19 protein-coding genes and 2 tRNA genes are annotated in these 15,656 nt (G+C 60.4%); 8 read left to right on the top strand and 13 right to left on the bottom strand.

Annotation, left to right across the window (positions count from 1 at the left end; all coding sequences use genetic code 11):
* Nucleotides 1–10 precede the first annotated feature (10 nt).
* Both HU737_RS06185 and HU737_RS06180 read left to right on the top strand, forming a co-directional pair.
* Nucleotides 11–313: a hypothetical protein gene (locus HU737_RS06185; RefSeq protein WP_186556122.1), complete on the top strand. Its 303-nt coding sequence runs from the start codon at nt 11–13 to the stop codon at nt 311–313.
* 164 nt (nt 314–477) lie between these two features.
* Nucleotides 478–690, top strand: a complete 213-nt coding sequence (locus HU737_RS06180) for a cold-shock protein (protein ID WP_110993890.1) — start codon at nt 478–480, stop codon at nt 688–690.
* 159 nt (nt 691–849) lie between these two features.
* Here HU737_RS06180 and HU737_RS06175 read toward each other — a convergent pair whose 3' ends face one another.
* Nucleotides 850–1,173 carry an I78 family peptidase inhibitor gene (locus HU737_RS06175; RefSeq protein WP_186556123.1) on the bottom strand — a complete coding sequence of 108 codons (324 nt, stop codon included), beginning with the start codon at nt 1,171–1,173 and terminating at the stop codon, nt 850–852.
* A gap of 286 nt (nt 1,174–1,459) precedes the next feature.
* Here HU737_RS06175 and HU737_RS06170 point away from each other — a divergent pair, with 286 nt between their 5' ends.
* A complete protein-coding gene (locus HU737_RS06170; protein ID WP_186556124.1) occupies nt 1,460–1,672 on the top strand; it encodes a hypothetical protein in 213 nt (70 codons plus the stop codon).
* Here HU737_RS06170 and HU737_RS06165 read toward each other — a convergent pair.
* The 7 genes from HU737_RS06165 to HU737_RS06135 are packed head-to-tail and all read right to left on the bottom strand — an operon-like array spanning nt 1,644 to nt 8,569.
* Nucleotides 1,644–2,651, bottom strand: coding sequence for a nucleoside hydrolase (locus HU737_RS06165; protein WP_186556125.1), 1,008 nt, complete (start codon nt 2,649–2,651; stop codon nt 1,644–1,646). The genes HU737_RS06170 and HU737_RS06165 overlap by 29 nt on opposite strands.
* Nucleotides 2,652–2,697: 46 nt before the next feature.
* Nucleotides 2,698–3,102: a D-ribose pyranase gene (gene rbsD, locus HU737_RS06160; RefSeq protein WP_186556126.1), complete on the bottom strand. Its 405-nt coding sequence runs from the start codon at nt 3,100–3,102 to the stop codon at nt 2,698–2,700.
* Nucleotides 3,099–4,007, bottom strand: coding sequence for a ribokinase (gene rbsK / locus HU737_RS06155; RefSeq protein ID WP_186556127.1), 909 nt, complete (start codon nt 4,005–4,007; stop codon nt 3,099–3,101). The genes rbsD and rbsK overlap by 4 nt, the downstream gene beginning before the upstream one ends.
* A 9-nt stretch (nt 4,008–4,016) precedes the next feature.
* Nucleotides 4,017–5,045, bottom strand: a complete 1,029-nt coding sequence (locus HU737_RS06150) for a LacI family DNA-binding transcriptional regulator (protein ID WP_186556128.1) — start codon at nt 5,043–5,045, stop codon at nt 4,017–4,019.
* 4 nt (nt 5,046–5,049) lie between these two features.
* Nucleotides 5,050–6,045 (bottom strand): ABC transporter permease, encoded by a 996-nt coding sequence (locus HU737_RS06145; protein WP_186556129.1) that lies wholly within the window; start codon nt 6,043–6,045, stop codon nt 5,050–5,052.
* Nucleotides 6,042–7,595 carry a sugar ABC transporter ATP-binding protein gene (locus HU737_RS06140; RefSeq protein ID WP_186556130.1) on the bottom strand — a complete coding sequence of 518 codons (1,554 nt, stop codon included), beginning with the start codon at nt 7,593–7,595 and terminating at the stop codon, nt 6,042–6,044. Before HU737_RS06140 ends, HU737_RS06145 begins: the two co-directional genes overlap by 4 nt.
* A 20-nt stretch (nt 7,596–7,615) precedes the next feature.
* The gene (locus HU737_RS06135) at nt 7,616–8,569 is read right to left on the bottom strand and encodes a sugar ABC transporter substrate-binding protein (RefSeq protein WP_186556131.1); all 954 of its coding nucleotides are present in this window, start codon (nt 8,567–8,569) and stop codon (nt 7,616–7,618) included.
* A 395-nt stretch (nt 8,570–8,964) separates the two neighbouring features.
* On the opposite strand from HU737_RS06135, the gene HU737_RS06130 reads away from it, so the two are divergent.
* The 3 genes from HU737_RS06130 (at nt 8,965) to HU737_RS06120 (ending at nt 11,221) form a co-directional block, all read left to right on the top strand.
* A complete protein-coding gene (locus HU737_RS06130; RefSeq protein WP_186556132.1) occupies nt 8,965–10,053 on the top strand; it encodes an asparaginase in 1,089 nt (362 codons plus the stop codon).
* 226 nt (nt 10,054–10,279) lie between these two features.
* Nucleotides 10,280–10,522 carry a DUF1654 domain-containing protein gene (locus HU737_RS06125; RefSeq protein ID WP_186556133.1) on the top strand — a complete coding sequence of 81 codons (243 nt, stop codon included), beginning with the start codon at nt 10,280–10,282 and terminating at the stop codon, nt 10,520–10,522.
* A 6-nt stretch (nt 10,523–10,528) separates the two neighbouring features.
* Complete coding sequence (locus HU737_RS06120) at nt 10,529–11,221, top strand: endonuclease (RefSeq protein ID WP_186556134.1); 693 nt, start codon at nt 10,529–10,531, stop codon at nt 11,219–11,221.
* Between the two features lie 3 nt (nt 11,222–11,224).
* Here HU737_RS06120 and HU737_RS06115 read toward each other — a convergent pair whose 3' ends face one another.
* The 4 genes from HU737_RS06115 to HU737_RS06100 all read right to left on the bottom strand — a co-directional run bounded on the left by HU737_RS06115 (nt 11,225) and on the right by HU737_RS06100 (nt 12,918).
* The gene (locus HU737_RS06115; protein ID WP_186556135.1) at nt 11,225–11,650 is read right to left on the bottom strand and encodes a GTP pyrophosphokinase; all 426 of its coding nucleotides are present in this window, start codon (nt 11,648–11,650) and stop codon (nt 11,225–11,227) included.
* A gap of 212 nt (nt 11,651–11,862) precedes the next feature.
* Nucleotides 11,863–12,432: an SPOR domain-containing protein gene (locus HU737_RS06110; RefSeq protein WP_186556136.1), complete on the bottom strand. Its 570-nt coding sequence runs from the start codon at nt 12,430–12,432 to the stop codon at nt 11,863–11,865.
* Nucleotides 12,433–12,570: 138 nt separating this feature from the next.
* A tRNA-Val gene (locus tag HU737_RS06105) sits at nt 12,571–12,647 on the bottom strand.
* A gap of 194 nt (nt 12,648–12,841) precedes the next feature.
* A tRNA-Val gene (locus HU737_RS06100) sits at nt 12,842–12,918 on the bottom strand.
* A 200-nt stretch (nt 12,919–13,118) separates the two neighbouring features.
* Here HU737_RS06100 and HU737_RS06095 point away from each other — a divergent pair.
* On the top strand, nt 13,119–14,402 hold the full coding sequence (locus tag HU737_RS06095) for an NAD(P)/FAD-dependent oxidoreductase (RefSeq protein WP_186556707.1): 1,284 nt from the start codon (nt 13,119–13,121) through the stop codon (nt 14,400–14,402).
* A 96-nt stretch (nt 14,403–14,498) separates the two neighbouring features.
* Here the strand turns inward: HU737_RS06095 and HU737_RS06090 are convergent, their stop codons facing one another.
* On the bottom strand, nt 14,499–15,242 hold the full coding sequence (locus tag HU737_RS06090; protein WP_186556708.1) for a PA2778 family cysteine peptidase: 744 nt from the start codon (nt 15,240–15,242) through the stop codon (nt 14,499–14,501).
* Nucleotides 15,243–15,398: 156 nt separating this feature from the next.
* On the opposite strand from HU737_RS06090, the gene HU737_RS06085 reads away from it, so the two are divergent.
* The gene (locus tag HU737_RS06085; protein WP_186556709.1) at nt 15,399–15,575 is read left to right on the top strand and encodes a hypothetical protein; all 177 of its coding nucleotides are present in this window, start codon (nt 15,399–15,401) and stop codon (nt 15,573–15,575) included.
* The last annotated feature ends 81 nt before the right edge of the window (nt 15,576–15,656 follow it).

Here is a 15,656-nt window from a genome sequence, read left to right as displayed (position 1 = left end):
GTGTCTGGTTATGCGATTTCAGTCTCTTTTGGCCCTGACTGCCGCCAGCGCCCTGCTGCTGCCCATGGCTGCAACCGCTGGCGATTTCCCGGCCGGCAAGCAAGCGGCCTATATGACACAGTGCCAGCAGGTGGCGACCGGTCAGGGCGTCGACGCCAATACAGCCAAAAAACACTGTGAATGTGGCGCACAAGCCATCAAGAAGAATTTCACAGACGATGAAATCAAGGATTTGGACAGCCAGGACGGGGTGGACGCCAAATTGATGCAAAAGGCGCAAACCGTGGTCCAGCAGGCCTGCAAGGCTAATTGACACGGCGATTTTGTGGCTTACTGCGCTTTTATTTGCGATGGATCAGCATAATCCGAAGGTAAAAGGCGCGACATCCGCAGAATTAGACTATGATGTACCTGGCGCACGTAGCTTCGGCCACATTTGCACCTCGATAAAAAATCATGTTTCTGGAGATTCACCCCATGTCCAATCGCCAAACCGGCACCGTCAAGTGGTTCAACGATGAGAAAGGCTTCGGCTTCATCACTCCTCAAGGCGGCGGCGACGACCTGTTCGTACACTTCAAAGCCATCGAAACCGACGGCTTCAAGAGCCTGAAAGAAGGCCAGACTGTTTCCTTCGTCGCTGAACGCGGCCAGAAGGGCATGCAGGCTGCACAGGTTCGTCCGGAGTAATTCGGATTGCTGTAAAAAAACCCGCCCTTGTGGCGGGTTTTTTTATGCCTGGGATTTGCGCCGCTAGTGGCAGGGCTTCCCATCGCGAGGCAGCCCGCTCCCACTCAATCGCTCAAACCAATACGTGGCAGCGGACTTGCGCCCGACGACAGGACCAGATCAGCCGCAGTTAACGCGAATGACCTTGCCCTGCTCATCAACGTTCAAGTTCAAGCGCTCAGAGCGATACTCCAGGGTGATCACATCGTGTGGCTTAAGGATACGCGCCATCTGCGAGCCACTGGCCTTGCGCGCCTGCTCGAGCAGGTCCGGGGTGCCCGGCTTGCCAACTGCAAAGTCGGCGCCACTGGCTTCGCAGCGGCCGTCGTTACCGGCTGGAGCCGCCGGGGCGTTGCCAGCAGCGCCGGAAGAACCGCCTGTGCTGCAACCTGCCAGGACTGTAGCCACCAGCAGGATTGCCAGGGAAGCACGAGTACGGAACATGAATCCTCCTAATCATCATGGGAACTGCTCTATGCGACAGTTCCACGCAAAATTTGTTGCAAAACCGCACAAGTCTGCCTGAATCGGCCGCTTGAGGCGAAACGCTAATCGTGACCGGATTTTGCACCACACCGATAGTTTGCCAACCGAGCGTTCTTATGCCTAAGTCGCAGGGCTATTGACGCAAAGGCATGATTTACTGCAATAAGTGGAGCGCAGCATGCCTCCCCACGAACGCCAGGGTCAGGTGTTCGCCTCATCGCCCGGGCCGTCACGAGAATCTCCCATGAGCAGTCACACCATCGATGCCGATATCAAGGTCAAATGGGCCGAGGGTCAGAGCGCCTACAGCCCAGGCACACCCGAGGAACTGCTATTGATTGCCGTCGATCTACTGGTGCGCGATCGCGGCAGTGAGGCGACCCGCAGCTTCATCGAACAGGTGCTCGAGCGCTACGCGCCGCACGAAGCTATTGCAATCGAGCCAGGCGCTCGCTGAGCAGGTCGAACAGGCCCTGGGCGTCGCCCTCAGCGATCCACAGCACATTGGCCGGTTGCTTGAGTACACCGTACCAATCCGCCACGGTCTGGCCGAAGGTTGGCCCTTCGCGGCTATCGACTGTCATGTGGAGCTGCCGCCCGCTGAACAACTCGGGCTTGAGCAGGTAGGCAATGACACTGGCATCATGCACCGGGCCGCCAGGCATGCCGTAAAGGTCCATATCGTGCTTGATGTAGGCGTTGAGAATATCCACCACCTGCTTACTGGCCCGATTATCCACCGCAGCCAATTGCTTGAGGCGAGTCTCGCTGGTCAATAGCTTGTGGGTGACATCCAGCGGCAGATAGGTGAGCTTGACACCACTGGCCAGCACCACTTGCGCGGCATGCGGGTCGGCGAACAGGTTGAATTCCGCAGCCGGGGTGATATTGCCGCCATTGAAGTGCGCACCACCCATCACCACCACTTCCTTGATGCCGTCGACGATATCGGGTTGCTGGATCAATGCCAAAGCCAGGTTGGTTTGCGGCCCGAGCATGGCGATGGTGATGCTATGCGGCTCGGCAGCGACCAGGGTATCGACCAGGTACTGCACCGCATTGCCCTTGGCCAGGCCCTGCTTTGGCTCGTGCACACTGACGCCCGTAAGCCCTTCTTCGCCATGCACTTGAGCGGCGTAGATTGGCGGGCGCACCAGCGGGCGGCCGGCGCCAGCATATACAGGGATCTCCTCCCGGCCCGCCCACTCGCGCGCCAGGCGAGCATTGCGTGAGGTCTTTTCCAATCTCACATTGCCGGCAACGGTGGTGATGGCGCGAATGTTCAGCTCGTCAGGCGAGGCCATGGCTAGAAACAGCGCTACCAGATCGTCCGCCCCGGGGTCGGTATCGATGATCAGGTCGCGAGGCGCGGCCTGCAGGGTGGCGGCGGCGATGATGGACATCAGTACGACTCCTTGTAGCAAACGTTTGAGCATCGAGCACTCCCTGCTGCGTGATGGATGGAAGACTTGCGCCCTGAACTTAAAAGGTAACGCCAGCGATCAGGGCAATGTTGCTATAGGGCTGGCACTCTCCCGTGCGCACGATAGCCTTGGCCTGCCTGCTCAGATCCTTGAACTCACTGTGGTGCAGACGTTCACGCCCGCCGAGCAAGCCTTGCGCATAGAGCTGCTCGATCTCCGCCAAGGCCGGCGGCGAAACCTGAAACAGCTCTTCGGCGAGCACGTGTCGCTCGACCTGCATCTCGCTCAGCACCGCGCGCAGCACACTGGCGAAATCAGGAATCCCAGGGGTCAGGGCCAAGTCGATCAGTTCGACAGCCGCCGGCACTGGCAGCCCCGCGTCACCAATAATCACCACATCGCCGTGCCCCAAACCGGCAATGGTGCGGGACAAGGCGATATTGAGCAGCGCGGTTTTCTTCACGGCTGCAACTCCCTGACGTAAGGAATAGACGGCTGGGCGCCCGCTCGGGTGACCGACAACGCCGCGGCGCGCTGACCAAAAGCAATCGCCTCACCCTCCCCCATCCCCTGCGACAGCCCTGCCGCAAAACCACCAATGAAGGTGTCCCCGGCCGCAGTGGTGTCCAGCGGTTCGACGTGCGGCGCCGGGAAGTGCTGGCTGCCGTTGGCACTGACGAACAAGGCACCTTGAGCACCGAGAGTGACGATCACTTTGCCCGCGCCCAGCTTCAGCAACTGCTCAGCCGCGCGACGGGCGCTGTCCTGGTCCGTCACGGGCAGGCCAGTCAGGGCCTCGGCCTCGCTTTCATTGGGGGTGAGGTAGTCAATATGGGCAAACCACTGCGCCGGCAGCGGCTCGCTAGCCGGCGCAGGATTGAGAATGACGGTCTTGCCCAGCTCGCGGGCGCGGGCCAGGGTCCAACCTACCGTCTCCAGCGGCACCTCAAGCTGACAGATGACGATCTCGGCAGCCTGCAACAAGGCGTCGAAACGCTGCACCGCCTCAGCGCTGAGCAACCCATTGCCGCCGGGAATGATGACAATGGCGTTTTGGCTCGAGGCATCCACCACGATCAACGCCACCCCACTGGACACGCCGTCGCACACGCTCACAGCCTGGCAGTCAACACCTTCGACCTGTAGCGCCTGGCGCAACTGCTGGCCGTAGGCGTCATCGCCGACGTTGCCGATCATCGCTACGCTGCCACCCAGGCGTGCAACCGCCACCGCCTGATTGGCACCCTTGCCTCCCGGAACAGTGAAGAAACTGTCGCCGGCCAGCGTCTCACCACCGCGCGGCAAACGCGTGGCGCGGGCCACCAGGTCCATGTTGAGGCTGCCGACCACTACTACCTTGGCATCCATGGCAATTCCTTAACGGTAATCATTGAACAAGTCTGGGCGCGGCCCGGTGGACTCACGCATGACGATGCGCGGCGCGACGATCCGCTGCTCGGCTTGCGCCGACTCGCGCCGGGGCGTAGCGATCCGCGAGAGCAGCAGCTCGGCCGCGCTTTCACCCAGCTCTCGGATCGATTGGCCAACGGTGGTCAGCGGCGGATAGACGTAACGGCTAAGCTCGATATCGTCGAAGCCGATCACCGACAACTCACCAGGCACATTGATGTTGCGCTCGGCCGCTGCGCGCAGCACGCCAAAGCCGATCATGTCATTGCCCGCGAAAATCGCCGTGGGGCGCGGGCCGTCGAGCAAGCGCGCGGCGGCCGCATGCCCGCCAGGACTGGTGAAATCGCAGTGCAGCACACGGTCTGCAGCGATCGGCGCATCGGCCTCAGCCATCGCCCGACGATAACCGGCCAGACGCAACTGGCTGACGCCGGTCTCGGCAGGGCCACCGATACAGGCGATATCGCGATGGCCCAATTCCAACAGATGGCGCGTGGCAAGGTAGGCGCCCTGCTCATGGTCGATGCGCACCAGATCAGCATCCACCCCCTCCAACGCGCGGTCGACGATGACCATCGGAGTGCGCACCCCAGACAGGCTGTGCAGCAGATCGCTGTCCTCGCCCACCGACGCCACCACCAAGCCATCGATGCGCTTTTCCAGCAACACCCGCAGGTAGCTGCGTTGCTTCTGCGGGTTGTCGTCGGAGTTACACAGAATCACGCAATAGCCATTGCGTTCGCAGCCATCCTCGATACCCCGGGCCAATTCGGCAAAGTACGGGTTGACGCTATTAGGCACGAGCAAGCCAATGGTGGCGGTGCTACGAGCTTTCAGCGAGCGGGCGACGGCACTGGGCACGTAATCCAGCTCGACGATAGCCGCCTCGACTTTGAGACGCACCTGCTCGCTGACCGGACGGGTCTTGTTCAGTACATGCGACACGGTGGTGTAGGAGATACCCGCCAGTGCCGCGACATCTTTGATGGTTGCCATGGGTTCAGTTCCGCCGGCTCGCGCGCCGGCTGCGATAAGTGTCGAGCACCACGGCGATGACGATGACCGCCCCGGTGATGATGCGTTTGGTAGGTTCCGAAGCGCCAATCTGCGCAAGGCCTGCGGCCAGCACGGAGATGATCAGCACGCCGAAGAAGGTACTGATGACCGAGCCACGCCCGCCCATCAGACTGGTACCGCCGATCACCACGGCGGCGATCACCTGCAGCTCAAGGCCAGAACCCGCATTGGGGTCGGCCGCCTCCAGGCGCGATATCTGAAACAGCGCGGCCAGGCCAGCCAGCAGGCCCATCAGGGTGAAGACCAGGATCTTGTATGGCCGCGGGTCGATGCCTGCCAGGCGCACGGCTTCTTCATTGGTGCCAATGCCGATCAAGTAGCGACCAAACACTGTGCGGGTCAGCACCAGCTGGGCAACGATGATCACCACCAAGGCGATGATGAACGCCGGCGAAATGCCAAAGGCGATGGGGTTGGAGAACCAGGCGAAAGCGTCACCGATGTAAGCGGTACGCGAATCGGTAAACTGGTAGGCCAAGCCACGTGCCATCTCCAGTACGCCCAGCGAGACGATGAATGAGGGGATGCGCCACGCCACGGTGATACTGCCAGTGACGCTACCGGCCAGTGCCGCCACTGCCATGCCGAGCAACGCCGCAGGCAGTACACTCCAGCCCCAGCCGAGGATCGCCACGCTCACCGCCGAGGCCGCCAGGGCCAATACCGAGCCCACCGACAAATCGATGCCGCCGATGATCAGTACGAACGTCATCCCTACTGCCAGCACCATCAGGTCGGGGATCTGGTTGGCCAAGGTACTGAAGGTCGCGTAAGACAAGAAATGGCTGCTCAACAGCGAGAACAGCACGATCATTGCCGCCAAGGCGCCAGCCAGCCCGAGGTAGGTGCCCAGGCCAAAGTAGGTAGCAGTACGGCGCGCGGGAGCGGCACCTGAGTTTTGCAGGGGGGTGGTCTTCATGCGTCCATCCTGGGGGCTGCGTCGTGCAGCAGTGCGTCACGTTTCTGGTAGCCGGCGAATGCGGCGGCAAGCAGCTGGTCCTGGCTCCAGTCATCGCGCTCGAAGGTCTCGATAAGACGGCCAGCGGACAGCACAGCGATGCGATCACAGATCAGCATCAGCTCGCGCAAGTCGCTAGACACCACCACCAATGCCTTGCCTTGGCGCGCCAACTCGGCGAGCAAGCCATAGATGTCGAACTTGGCGCCGACGTCGATGCCACGGGTCGGCTCATCGAACAGCAACACCTGGCAGTCGCGCTCCAACCAGCGGCCAATCACTACCTTCTGCTGATTGCCGCCCGACAACTCGCCAACCAGCTGGGCAGGGCTGGCACTGCGGATGCGCATGGCGTTGATCTGGCGTTCAGCCAGAGCCCTTTCAGCGGCGCCATCGAGCACCCCAGCGCGGGACACCGCACCCAGGTTGCCCAAGGCGATATTGGCGCTGATCGACTGGGTCAGCAGCAGGCCTTCGCCCTTACGGTCTTCTGTGATCAAGGCAATGCCCGCGCGCACCGCAGCCTTGGGCGAATCGATGGTCACAGGCGCCGGCGGCAGACCCAAGGCAACGCTGCCGCTGTCGGCACGGTCAGCGCCATAGATCAGCCGCAGCAGCTCGGTGCGTCCGGCGCCAATCAGGCCGGAGATACCGAAGATCTCCCCTGCCCTCACCTCGAACGACACTTCGCGGACCTTGTCACCGCGGCTGAGCTTGTCGACCTTGAGCAACGGCGCACCGATGTCGCGGCGCCCCAGGTCGATATGCTCGCCCAGTTCACGGCCAACCATCAGGTTGACCAGCTCGGCGCTGCTATATCGCTGGATCGGCTCGACACACACCAGCTTGCCATCGCGCAATACGGCGATGCGTTGAGCCACCCGCTGCAGCTCCTCCAGGCGGTGGGAGATATAGACGATGGTCACCCCGCGCTGGCGCAGACGCTCGATTTGCGTGAACAGCAGCTCCACCTCGCGGGCGGTGAGCATTGCAGTCGGCTCATCGAAGATCAGCACATGGCAATCGCCGATCAGGTTACGAGCGATTTCGACCATTTGTTGATGACCGATGCCCAGCTCGCCGACCGGCGTATCCGGATCGATCGCCTCCAGGCCGACTTGAGCCATGGCGGCGCCAGCCAACTGGCGCAGGCGCTTGTGGCTGATCCAACCAAAGCGGCTGGGCAGGTTGTCGAGAAACAGGTTCTCAGCCACGGTCAGGGTCGGCAGCAGATTTAGCTCCTGCATGACCATGCGCACGCCGAGACCCTCGGCCTCGCTACGGCTACCTGGAGCGTAGACCTGGCCGCGGTAAGTCATCTGCCCGGTGGTGGGGGTCTCCAGGCCGCTGATCAGCTTGGACAGGGTGCTTTTGCCGGCGCCGTTCTCGCCGGTCAGCGCCAGTACCTCACCGGCGCGCAGGCTCAGGGCAACGTCGCCAAGTACCGGCTGGGCGTAGCTCTTGCCCAGGCCGCTGACAGCGAGCACCGTTTCATAGGCCGATGCAGACATGGCCGTATCTCCTGCTGGGCTCAAGGCTTGGTGATCAGTTCGACCGGCGTCTGGATGACGTTATCGGCATCCACTTCAGGCTTTTCGCCCTTGATCATCTGCAGCGCCGCCTGAATGCCGTAGACCGCTTGTTTCTTGGCATCTTGGTCGAGGGTGGCGAGCACGCGGCCATCCTCGAGCATCGGCTTGATGGCATTGATGTTGTCGTAGCCAACCACCTGCACTTGCCCAGTCTTGCCAGCGGCACGTACCGCAGACACCGCGCCCAGGGCCATACTGTCGTTACCCGCCAGCAGCGCCTTGAGTTCAGGGTATTCGTTGAGCATGGCGGCGGCCACGGCATTGCCCTTGTCGATCTCCCAGTTGCCCGACTGCACCGAGACGACCTTCATCTGCGCAGCGTCCATGGCATCTTTGAAGCCGGCGGTGCGCTGCTGGGCGTTGGTGGTGGTCGGTACGCCTTCGATGATGCCGACCTGATCACCCGCCTTGAGCTTCTCTTTGGCCAGGTAATCACCGACCAGGCGCGCGCCCTTGCGGTTGTCGGGGCCAACGAACGGCACGCTGAGGTTCTTGCTCTTGAGCACCTCGGGGTCGAGGCGGTTGTCGATATTGACCACGGTGATGCCCGCGTCCATGGCCTTCTTGATCACCGGCACCAGGGCTTTGGAGTCCGCAGGAGCAATTACCAGGGCCTTGGCGCCGGTGGCGATCATCTGCTCGACGATGCGGATCTGGTTGCCGGTATCGGACTCGTCCTTGATGCCGTTGGGCACCAGGTCGAAGTCGTTGGGGTGCTGTTTCTGGTAGTCCTTGGCCCCGTCTTCCATGGTGCGGAAGAACTCGTTGGCCAGCGACTTCATCACCAAGGCGACTTTAGGTTTGTCTTCAGCCTTAACCGAGAAAGGCAATGCCAAGGACAGCGTGGAGACGACAGCGAGGGTCAACAGACGAGCGGGGAACGGCAGTTTCATGGAAGATGACTCCGAATTTTGTGTTTTTTATCGGATCGCAAACGTTTGCGGTAAATAACTATGGAAACAAGACCCGCGTTTGTCAAATCCCTCTGCCGTAGTGTCGCCTGGCCATGAGCGTGGAGAATATCCGGAAAATACCCGGAAAACCGAACATCTTTTCCTACGCTTGTTCGGGAAGCCGAATGACGGTGGCTGCTGCCTGGTTTTTGCTGCTCGAAACATCGGCCGTAGACTTCGCACACACCCCTGCTTTCCCCTATACCTGAGGGGGGCGAATTGACAAAGAAGCAATTGCTGCTGGTTCAACAGGATGCTGCCGCTATCTGGTACGAAAACTGCCTTCACAGCTGTGCGACTCATAAATCTCATTAGGAAGAGAGAGAACAATAACGATGAAAACCGCACTGAAATCCTTCGCCCCTGGGGCACTCGCCCTACTGCTAATTCTGCCCACCGCCGTCTCGGCCAAAGAAGCCGAGCAACAACAGAAACTGGCCAATGTGGTGATCCTCGCCACCGGCGGAACCATCGCTGGCGCCGGTGCCAGTGCTGCCAACAGCGCCACCTACCAGGCCGCCAAGCTTGGGGTCGACAAGTTGATTGCCGGGGTACCTGAACTGGCGCAACTGGCCAACGTGCGTGGCGAGCAGGTGATGCAGATTGCCTCCGAGAGCATCAGCAATGAAGACCTGCTCAAGCTCGGCAGGCGTGTTGCAGAGCTGGCCGAGAGCAATGATGTCGACGGCATCGTCATCACTCACGGCACCGACACCCTGGAAGAGACTGCCTACTTCCTCAACCTGGTGGAAAAGACCGATAAGCCGATCGTAGTAGTTGGCTCGATGCGCCCAGGCACCGCCATGTCCGCTGATGGCATGCTCAACCTGTACAACGCGGTCGCCGTGGCCAGCAATAAAGATTCGCGTGGCAAAGGCGTACTGGTGACCATGAACGATGAAATCCAGTCGGGCCGCGATGTCAGCAAGATGGTCAACATCAAGACCGAAGCGTTCAAGAGCGCCTGGGGGCCGCTGGGCATGGTGGTCGAGGGCAAGTCGTACTGGTTCCGCCTGCCAGCCAAGCGCCATACGGTCAATTCCGAGTTCGACATCAAACAGATCAACAGCCTGCCCGCAGTGGACATCGCCTATGGCTACGGCAACGTGACCGATACCGCCTACAAGGCATTGGCACAAAACGGCGCCAAAGCACTGATCCATGCCGGTACGGGTAATGGCTCGGTGTCGTCGCGGGTAGTCCCTGCCCTGCAAGAGCTGCGCAAGAATGGCGTGCAGATCATTCGCTCTTCGCACGTCAATGCTGGTGGTTTTGTCCTGCGCAACGCAGAACAGCCCGATGACAAGAATGACTGGGTGGTGGCCCATGACCTGAATCCGCAGAAGGCGCGGATCCTGGCCATGGTCGCGATGACCAAGACCCAGGACAGTAAAGAGCTGCAGCGGATTTTCTGGGAATACTGATAGGCGCGTGAGTGGGGTCGCAATGTGAACCATTGCGACCCTATCGCCCGGGCAGGCCCGCCCCAAGAGCAATCAGCTTTTACCTTCTTTTGAGTAAGCAAGATCTCGAATTGCTCGGAACGAAACCTTCTACCACGGTCTTATAGGCTTTTCGACTTACATGCTGTTGCGAAATAACCTACAGTGAAATACTGTATGCGCATACAGCAAAACAAGGAAAAGCCCAATGGCCAGTACCTCTCAAGCCACCCCTACGCCCTATCAGCTGCTTGGGGAGCGCATTCAGAAGATCATCAACAGCCCTACCGCCCAGCGCAGCCGCGCTGCACTGATCTTCCGCCTTGAACATGAACTGCCCGAAGACTGGGCAACCCTGCTCGATGAGATCGCCGAGAACGACAACGTCACCCTCGCCCACCGCGATGACGGCGGCGTGCAAATCTTCTGGACCGTGCCGAAGGAAGATTGATCGCACATGAGAGTTTCACTTTTCGCCGCCGCTTGCCTGCTGTTTACCACCCCCATTGCCCACGCCGACGCCCCGCGCACCTTCCAGGAAGCCAAGAAGGTCGCGTGGCGGCTATATGCACCGCAATCCACCGAGTTCTATTGCGGCTGCAAGTACAACGGCAACAAAGTTGACCTGGCCTCCTGCGGTTACCAGCCGCGCAAGAATGCCCAGCGCGCCTCGCGCATTGAATGGGAGCACATCGTTCCGGCCTGGCAGATTGGCCATCAACGCCAGTGCTGGCAAGACGGCGGACGCAAGAATTGCTCGCGCAATGACACCGTGTACAAGCGTGCAGAAGCTGACCTGCACAACTTGGTACCCAGTATTGGCGAGGTGAATGGCGACCGCAGCAACTACAGTTTCGGCTGGCTACCGGAGCAGCATGGGCAATATGGCAGCTGCCTGACCCAAGTGGATTTCAAGGCCAAGAAAGTCATGCCGCGGCCTTCGATCCGCGGGATGATCGCGCGCACCTACTTCTATATGAGCAAGCAGTACAACTTGCGCCTGTCCAAACAGGACCGGCAACTGTTCGAAGCCTGGAACAAGACCTACCCGCCGCAAACCTGGGAGCTGCAACGTAATCAGCAGGTGGCCTGCGTGATGGGGCGCGGCAACGAGTTTGTCGGTCCGGTGAACCTCAAGGCCTGCAGCTGAAGTTCAAGCCAGCGCCTGCAAGTAGGCGCTGGCCTCCTGATAACGGATCAACCTGGCCAAGTCAGCAGGCCCTGGACACGCAATGCGGGTGAGATCGCTATTGTCGGCAAGGTCGGCCAACTTGACCTCTCTGGCCAATGGATCATCACCCAGGCGCACCACGAATGCCTCGTAGCTCTCCCCCCTGCGCCGACTCAGCGACAGCAGCGCCGCGAGAATCTTCAGTGGAAAACCTTCGCGTGCTAGATCGGCAACGGTCAGCTGGGTGTCCTCCAACACGTCGTGAAGCACGGCTACAATGCGCTGCTCAGGCGTGGACACCCGCATCATCACCCGCAACGGGTGAAGGATATACGCCGCGCCACCCTTGTCGTACTGCCCTTCATGCGCTCTGGCGGCCACAACGATGGCCCGCTCCAGTGTAGACATGAGGCCCCTCCCTGCTCTGCGCCCTCAGGGGCAAGCATAGCTGGGACGGGCGTTGCAGGACAGCCCGCGCATGGCAAGCGTAGGCTCTATCGCGGATGTGGGCCTCATCCCGGGGCAAGCCCGCTCCCACAGGCTCACCACAAACGAAAGGTTGGCGCGATCGGCGTGGGAGCGGGCTTGCCCCGCGAAAGAGTCCGGAAAGCCAATGAAGCTCAGCGCTGGACGCCGTGCTGAATAACGATCGAATCAGTACCCTGCCGCGCCATGACATCGGCCTTGCGCGCCTCAGCCTCTTCTTTGGTCGGGAAAGGCCCCATCAATACCACCGGCTTGCCATCTCGGTATTCGACCGAAGAGGGGATGCCCTTCTCGATCAGGCGCGCAGTCATGTCGCTCAAGGCGCCCATGTTGGCCCCCTGGATCACTTCCACATCCCAACCTTCAGGCGCCGGCTGATCTGCCACTGCCTCGGCACGCCGCTGCAAGTCGGCACCGCCGCAGATCTCACGAATGCGCAGATTATTGCCGGTGTCATCGACGATAATTTCGTACTGGCCATCGTGCTTGATCGCCACGTAGCTGCGATAGGCCTCAAACTTGCCCGCATCGTCTTTGCCGCGGAACTGACCACAGATGGAACCCTGGGTGTCGAAGCGCACGTTGGCGAACTTGGCGGTCTTGGGATTGCTCAGGTGTTCGGCCACCTTTTTATGCACGCCGTCAACTTCGTTGTTACAGCCCGCCAGGGCCAGCACTGCCATTACCACTGCCAGTTTGCGCACGCGTGTATCTCCAAATTCGAAGGGCCGCAGTCTAGCATGACGCCCCTCTCCCGCCGATGGGCAGGCTGCCGCAGGGTATTTCCAACTGGAATGCGAAATGCAAAAAGGGCGATCCTTTCGGATCGCCCTCTTCTGATTTGGTAGGCACAATTGGACTCGAACCAACGACCCCCACCATGTCAAGGTGGTGCTCTAACCAACTGAGCTATGTGCCTGTCGTGTGGGGCGCATATTACGAGTGATGCACCAAGCTGTAAAGCGTTTTTTTCAGAAAAATCAAAAACTTTGCGATTTGCAGTAACTGAGCCTAGGGCAGCGAGCCTGCCCGCGAAAGCGCCGCAGCCACGAGGCAAAAGCCACCCGCCGGAATGCAAAAAGGGCAATCCTTTCGGATCGCCCTTCTTCGATTTGGTAGGCACAATTGGACTCGAACCAACGACCCCCACCATGTCAAGGTGGTGCTCTAACCAACTGAGCTATGTGCCTGTCGTGGGGCGCATTCTACGCATTCCAGATTAGCTGTCAACACTTTTTTTCACGCTAACCCCCTGAATCTTAAACGTTATTGCTCACGACTAAAGAAGCGCCGCTCGTAAAGGATTTTCACCATACGACTAGCGGGTGTTTATTATTATTGATAGCATCGGTACATTCGTTAAAAATATAAAACACGAGGTTTCTCGAGCATGGCCAATACCCCCTACCCCCAGTCCTACTACGCCGCCTCGGCTAACCCGGTGCCGCCACGTCCGGCGCTGCAGGGTGAGGTGGAGACTGATATCTGCGTAATCGGTGCCGGCTACACCGGTCTTTCCAGCGCATTGTTCCTGCTTGAAAACGGCTTCAAGGTGACCATCGTCGAGGCGGCCAAAGTTGGCTTCGGCGCATCGGGCCGCAACGGCGGTCAGATCGTCAACAGCTACAGCCGTGATATCGACGTCATCGAACGCACCGTCGGCCCCAAGCAAGCCGAACTGCTGGGCGCGATGGCCTTTGAAGGCGGACGCATCATCCGTGAGCGCGTGGCCAAGTACAACATCCAGTGTGACCTCAAAGATGGCGGCGTATTCGCTGCACTGACCAGCAAGCAGATGGGCCACCTGGAATCGCAAAAGCGCCTGTGGGAACGCTACGGCCACACCCAACTAGAGCTGATGGACCAAAAACGCATCCGCGAAGTGGTCGCTTGCGATAGCTATGTCGGCGGCATGCTGGACATGAGCGGCGGCCATATCCACCCGCTCAACCTGGCGCTGGGCGAAGCGGCAGCGGTCGAATCGCTGGGTGGCGTGATCTACGAGCAGACTCCAGCTGTGCGCATCGAGCGCGGCGCCAATCCAGTGGTTCATACACCGCAGGGTAAAGTCCGTGCCAAGTTCATCATCGTTGCGGGCAACGCTTACCTGGGCAACCTGGTCCCTGAGCTGGCCTCCAAGTCGATGCCGTGCGGCACCCAAGTCATCACCACCGAGCCACTGAGCGATGAGCTGGCGCGCACGCTGCTGCCACAAGACTACTGCGTCGAAGACTGCAACTACCTGCTCGACTACTACCGCCTGACGGGCGACAAGCGCTTGATCTTCGGTGGTGGCGTGGTCTACGGCGCGCGCGACCCGGCCAACATCGAGGCGATCATCCGGCCGAAGATGCTCAAGGCCTTCCCGCAGCTCAAAGATGTGAAGATCGACTTCGCCTGGACCGGTAACTTCCTTCTGACCTTGTCGCGCCTGCCGCAAGTCGGTCGCATCGGCGACAACATCTATTACTCGCAGGGCTGCTCGGGTCACGGCGTGACCTACACCCACTTGGCGGGCAAAGTGCTGGCTGAGGCCTTGCGTGGCCAGGCAGAGCGTTTCGATGCCTTCGCCGGCCTGCCGCACTACCCGTTCCCGGGTGGCCAGCTGCTGCGCGTACCGTTCAGCGCCATGGGTGCCTGGTACTACAGCCTGCGCGATCGCCTGGGCTTCTAATAGAGGTACGGGGGCTTTAACAGCCTCATCGCGGGAGAGCCCGCTTCTACACGGACGATAGGGTCTTGGTAGGAGTGGGCTTTTTTATGTCTTGAGTTACTGGCCGATACTGCTAATGGCCTGCTTGGCGGCAGTTTCCTGGCCTGCGCGGGCCAGTTCGTCCGCGGCCTTCAGCCAGCGCTGGCGATCTACTTGGGCTGGCAATTGCAGTGGTGATTGCACGAGCACCGCCCAACTCCCTGCACTCTCCCACGCCGCGGCAAAGTCGTCGAACGCCATCAGCTGGCGCCGATGCATGCCCGAGCGCAGCAGCACCCGTTGCTTGTAACTGTCATAACCGACCAACACGGCGTAACGCGGCTCGCTCCACCAGGCAGCGCCTTCCTGATAGCGCAGCAAGACTGGATTACCGGCGGCCACCTGTGCCAACAAGGCATCCAGGCGCGGGTCCAACGGGTAGACCAACATGCCGTAGTCACGCGCAGCAGCAGGAATGGTCGTCTGCAGCGAGTCAACGCCTTGTGGCAAGTTCAGGGGTTTATCGAGCAAGCCTGGGGTAATGCGCACGCCCTGCTGGGACAAAGCCATTGCCAGGGCCATGGCCCCACTGTGGTTGGCATTGCCACGAAAGAACGGCACGCTGCTGATTTCGACCCGCTGTGGCAGGCCCTTGGATGCAGGCGCAGGGCCGCCCGCGCAACCAGCCAGGCTGGCGATCAGCAGACACGCAGCGAGGATATGACGCGGCAGGCTGCCCGACGACTTGAGGGGTTGTTGCAACATGGACACTCGCTTGTCTGGATGCCAGGCAGGCAGCGCCCGGCCGTGGGCACAGATCATAGATCGCAGACGCGCATGGGTATAGTCCGACACCGGCTTGGAACAAATCGACCCAAGGGATAGACCTTTGGTCAATGGAACGTCACAGGGGGCAAGCTAGACTAAAGCAGTGTCTGGAGGGCGAGCCTGGGGCTTGCCTGAGAGAAGGAGGCACACATGAGCCTGACAATGGCAATTCTTATGCTGGTGGGTATGTGGATCAGTGTCGCTGCCGCCATGCTCTGGGGTGTACTGCGCATCGTGCGTCGTCACTCGCACCATCACCTGCCGCCGCAGGTCCAACCCAAGCAGCAGTCTGTGCGCCGCGCTCGACGGCATGCTGGGGCGCATTGAGCCTTCACCGCCCCTAACTGCAATTGCTCTTAAAAGACTTGGGGCCGCTTTGCGGCCCCAATACTAAGTGCAACTTGCAGC

This window comes from Pseudomonas urmiensis (genome assembly GCF_014268815.2).
Lineage (GTDB): Bacteria > Pseudomonadota > Gammaproteobacteria > Pseudomonadales > Pseudomonadaceae > Aquipseudomonas > Aquipseudomonas urmiensis.
This window is presented reverse-complemented; position numbering and strand designations above follow the sequence as displayed.

Bases quoted from the DNA above. Each gene is read 5' to 3' on its own strand.
- HU737_RS06185 (WP_186556122.1), top strand. From the start codon at position 11: ATGCGATTTCAGTCTCTTTTGGCCCTGACTGCCGCCAGCGCCCTGCTG.
- HU737_RS06180 (WP_110993890.1), top strand. From the start codon at position 478: ATGTCCAATCGCCAAACCGGCACCGTCAAGTGGTTCAACGATGAGAAA.
- HU737_RS06175 (WP_186556123.1), bottom strand. From the start codon at position 1,173: ATGTTCCGTACTCGTGCTTCCCTGGCAATCCTGCTGGTGGCTACAGTC.
- HU737_RS06170 (WP_186556124.1), top strand. From the start codon at position 1,460: ATGAGCAGTCACACCATCGATGCCGATATCAAGGTCAAATGGGCCGAG.
- HU737_RS06165 (WP_186556125.1), bottom strand. From the start codon at position 2,651: ATGCTCAAACGTTTGCTACAAGGAGTCGTACTGATGTCCATCATCGCC.
- rbsK (WP_186556127.1), bottom strand. From the start codon at position 4,007: ATGGATGCCAAGGTAGTAGTGGTCGGCAGCCTCAACATGGACCTGGTG.
- HU737_RS06150 (WP_186556128.1), bottom strand. From the start codon at position 5,045: ATGGCAACCATCAAAGATGTCGCGGCACTGGCGGGTATCTCCTACACC.
- HU737_RS06145 (WP_186556129.1), bottom strand. From the start codon at position 6,045: ATGAAGACCACCCCCCTGCAAAACTCAGGTGCCGCTCCCGCGCGCCGT.
- HU737_RS06140 (WP_186556130.1), bottom strand. From the start codon at position 7,595: ATGTCTGCATCGGCCTATGAAACGGTGCTCGCTGTCAGCGGCCTGGGC.
- HU737_RS06135 (WP_186556131.1), bottom strand. From the start codon at position 8,569: ATGAAACTGCCGTTCCCCGCTCGTCTGTTGACCCTCGCTGTCGTCTCC.
- HU737_RS06130 (WP_186556132.1), top strand. From the start codon at position 8,965: ATGAAAACCGCACTGAAATCCTTCGCCCCTGGGGCACTCGCCCTACTG.
- HU737_RS06125 (WP_186556133.1), top strand. From the start codon at position 10,280: ATGGCCAGTACCTCTCAAGCCACCCCTACGCCCTATCAGCTGCTTGGG.
- HU737_RS06120 (WP_186556134.1), top strand. From the start codon at position 10,529: ATGAGAGTTTCACTTTTCGCCGCCGCTTGCCTGCTGTTTACCACCCCC.
- HU737_RS06115 (WP_186556135.1), bottom strand. From the start codon at position 11,650: ATGTCTACACTGGAGCGGGCCATCGTTGTGGCCGCCAGAGCGCATGAA.
- HU737_RS06095 (WP_186556707.1), top strand. From the start codon at position 13,119: ATGGCCAATACCCCCTACCCCCAGTCCTACTACGCCGCCTCGGCTAAC.
- HU737_RS06090 (WP_186556708.1), bottom strand. From the start codon at position 15,242: ATGATCTGTGCCCACGGCCGGGCGCTGCCTGCCTGGCATCCAGACAAG.
- HU737_RS06085 (WP_186556709.1), top strand. From the start codon at position 15,399: ATGAGCCTGACAATGGCAATTCTTATGCTGGTGGGTATGTGGATCAGT.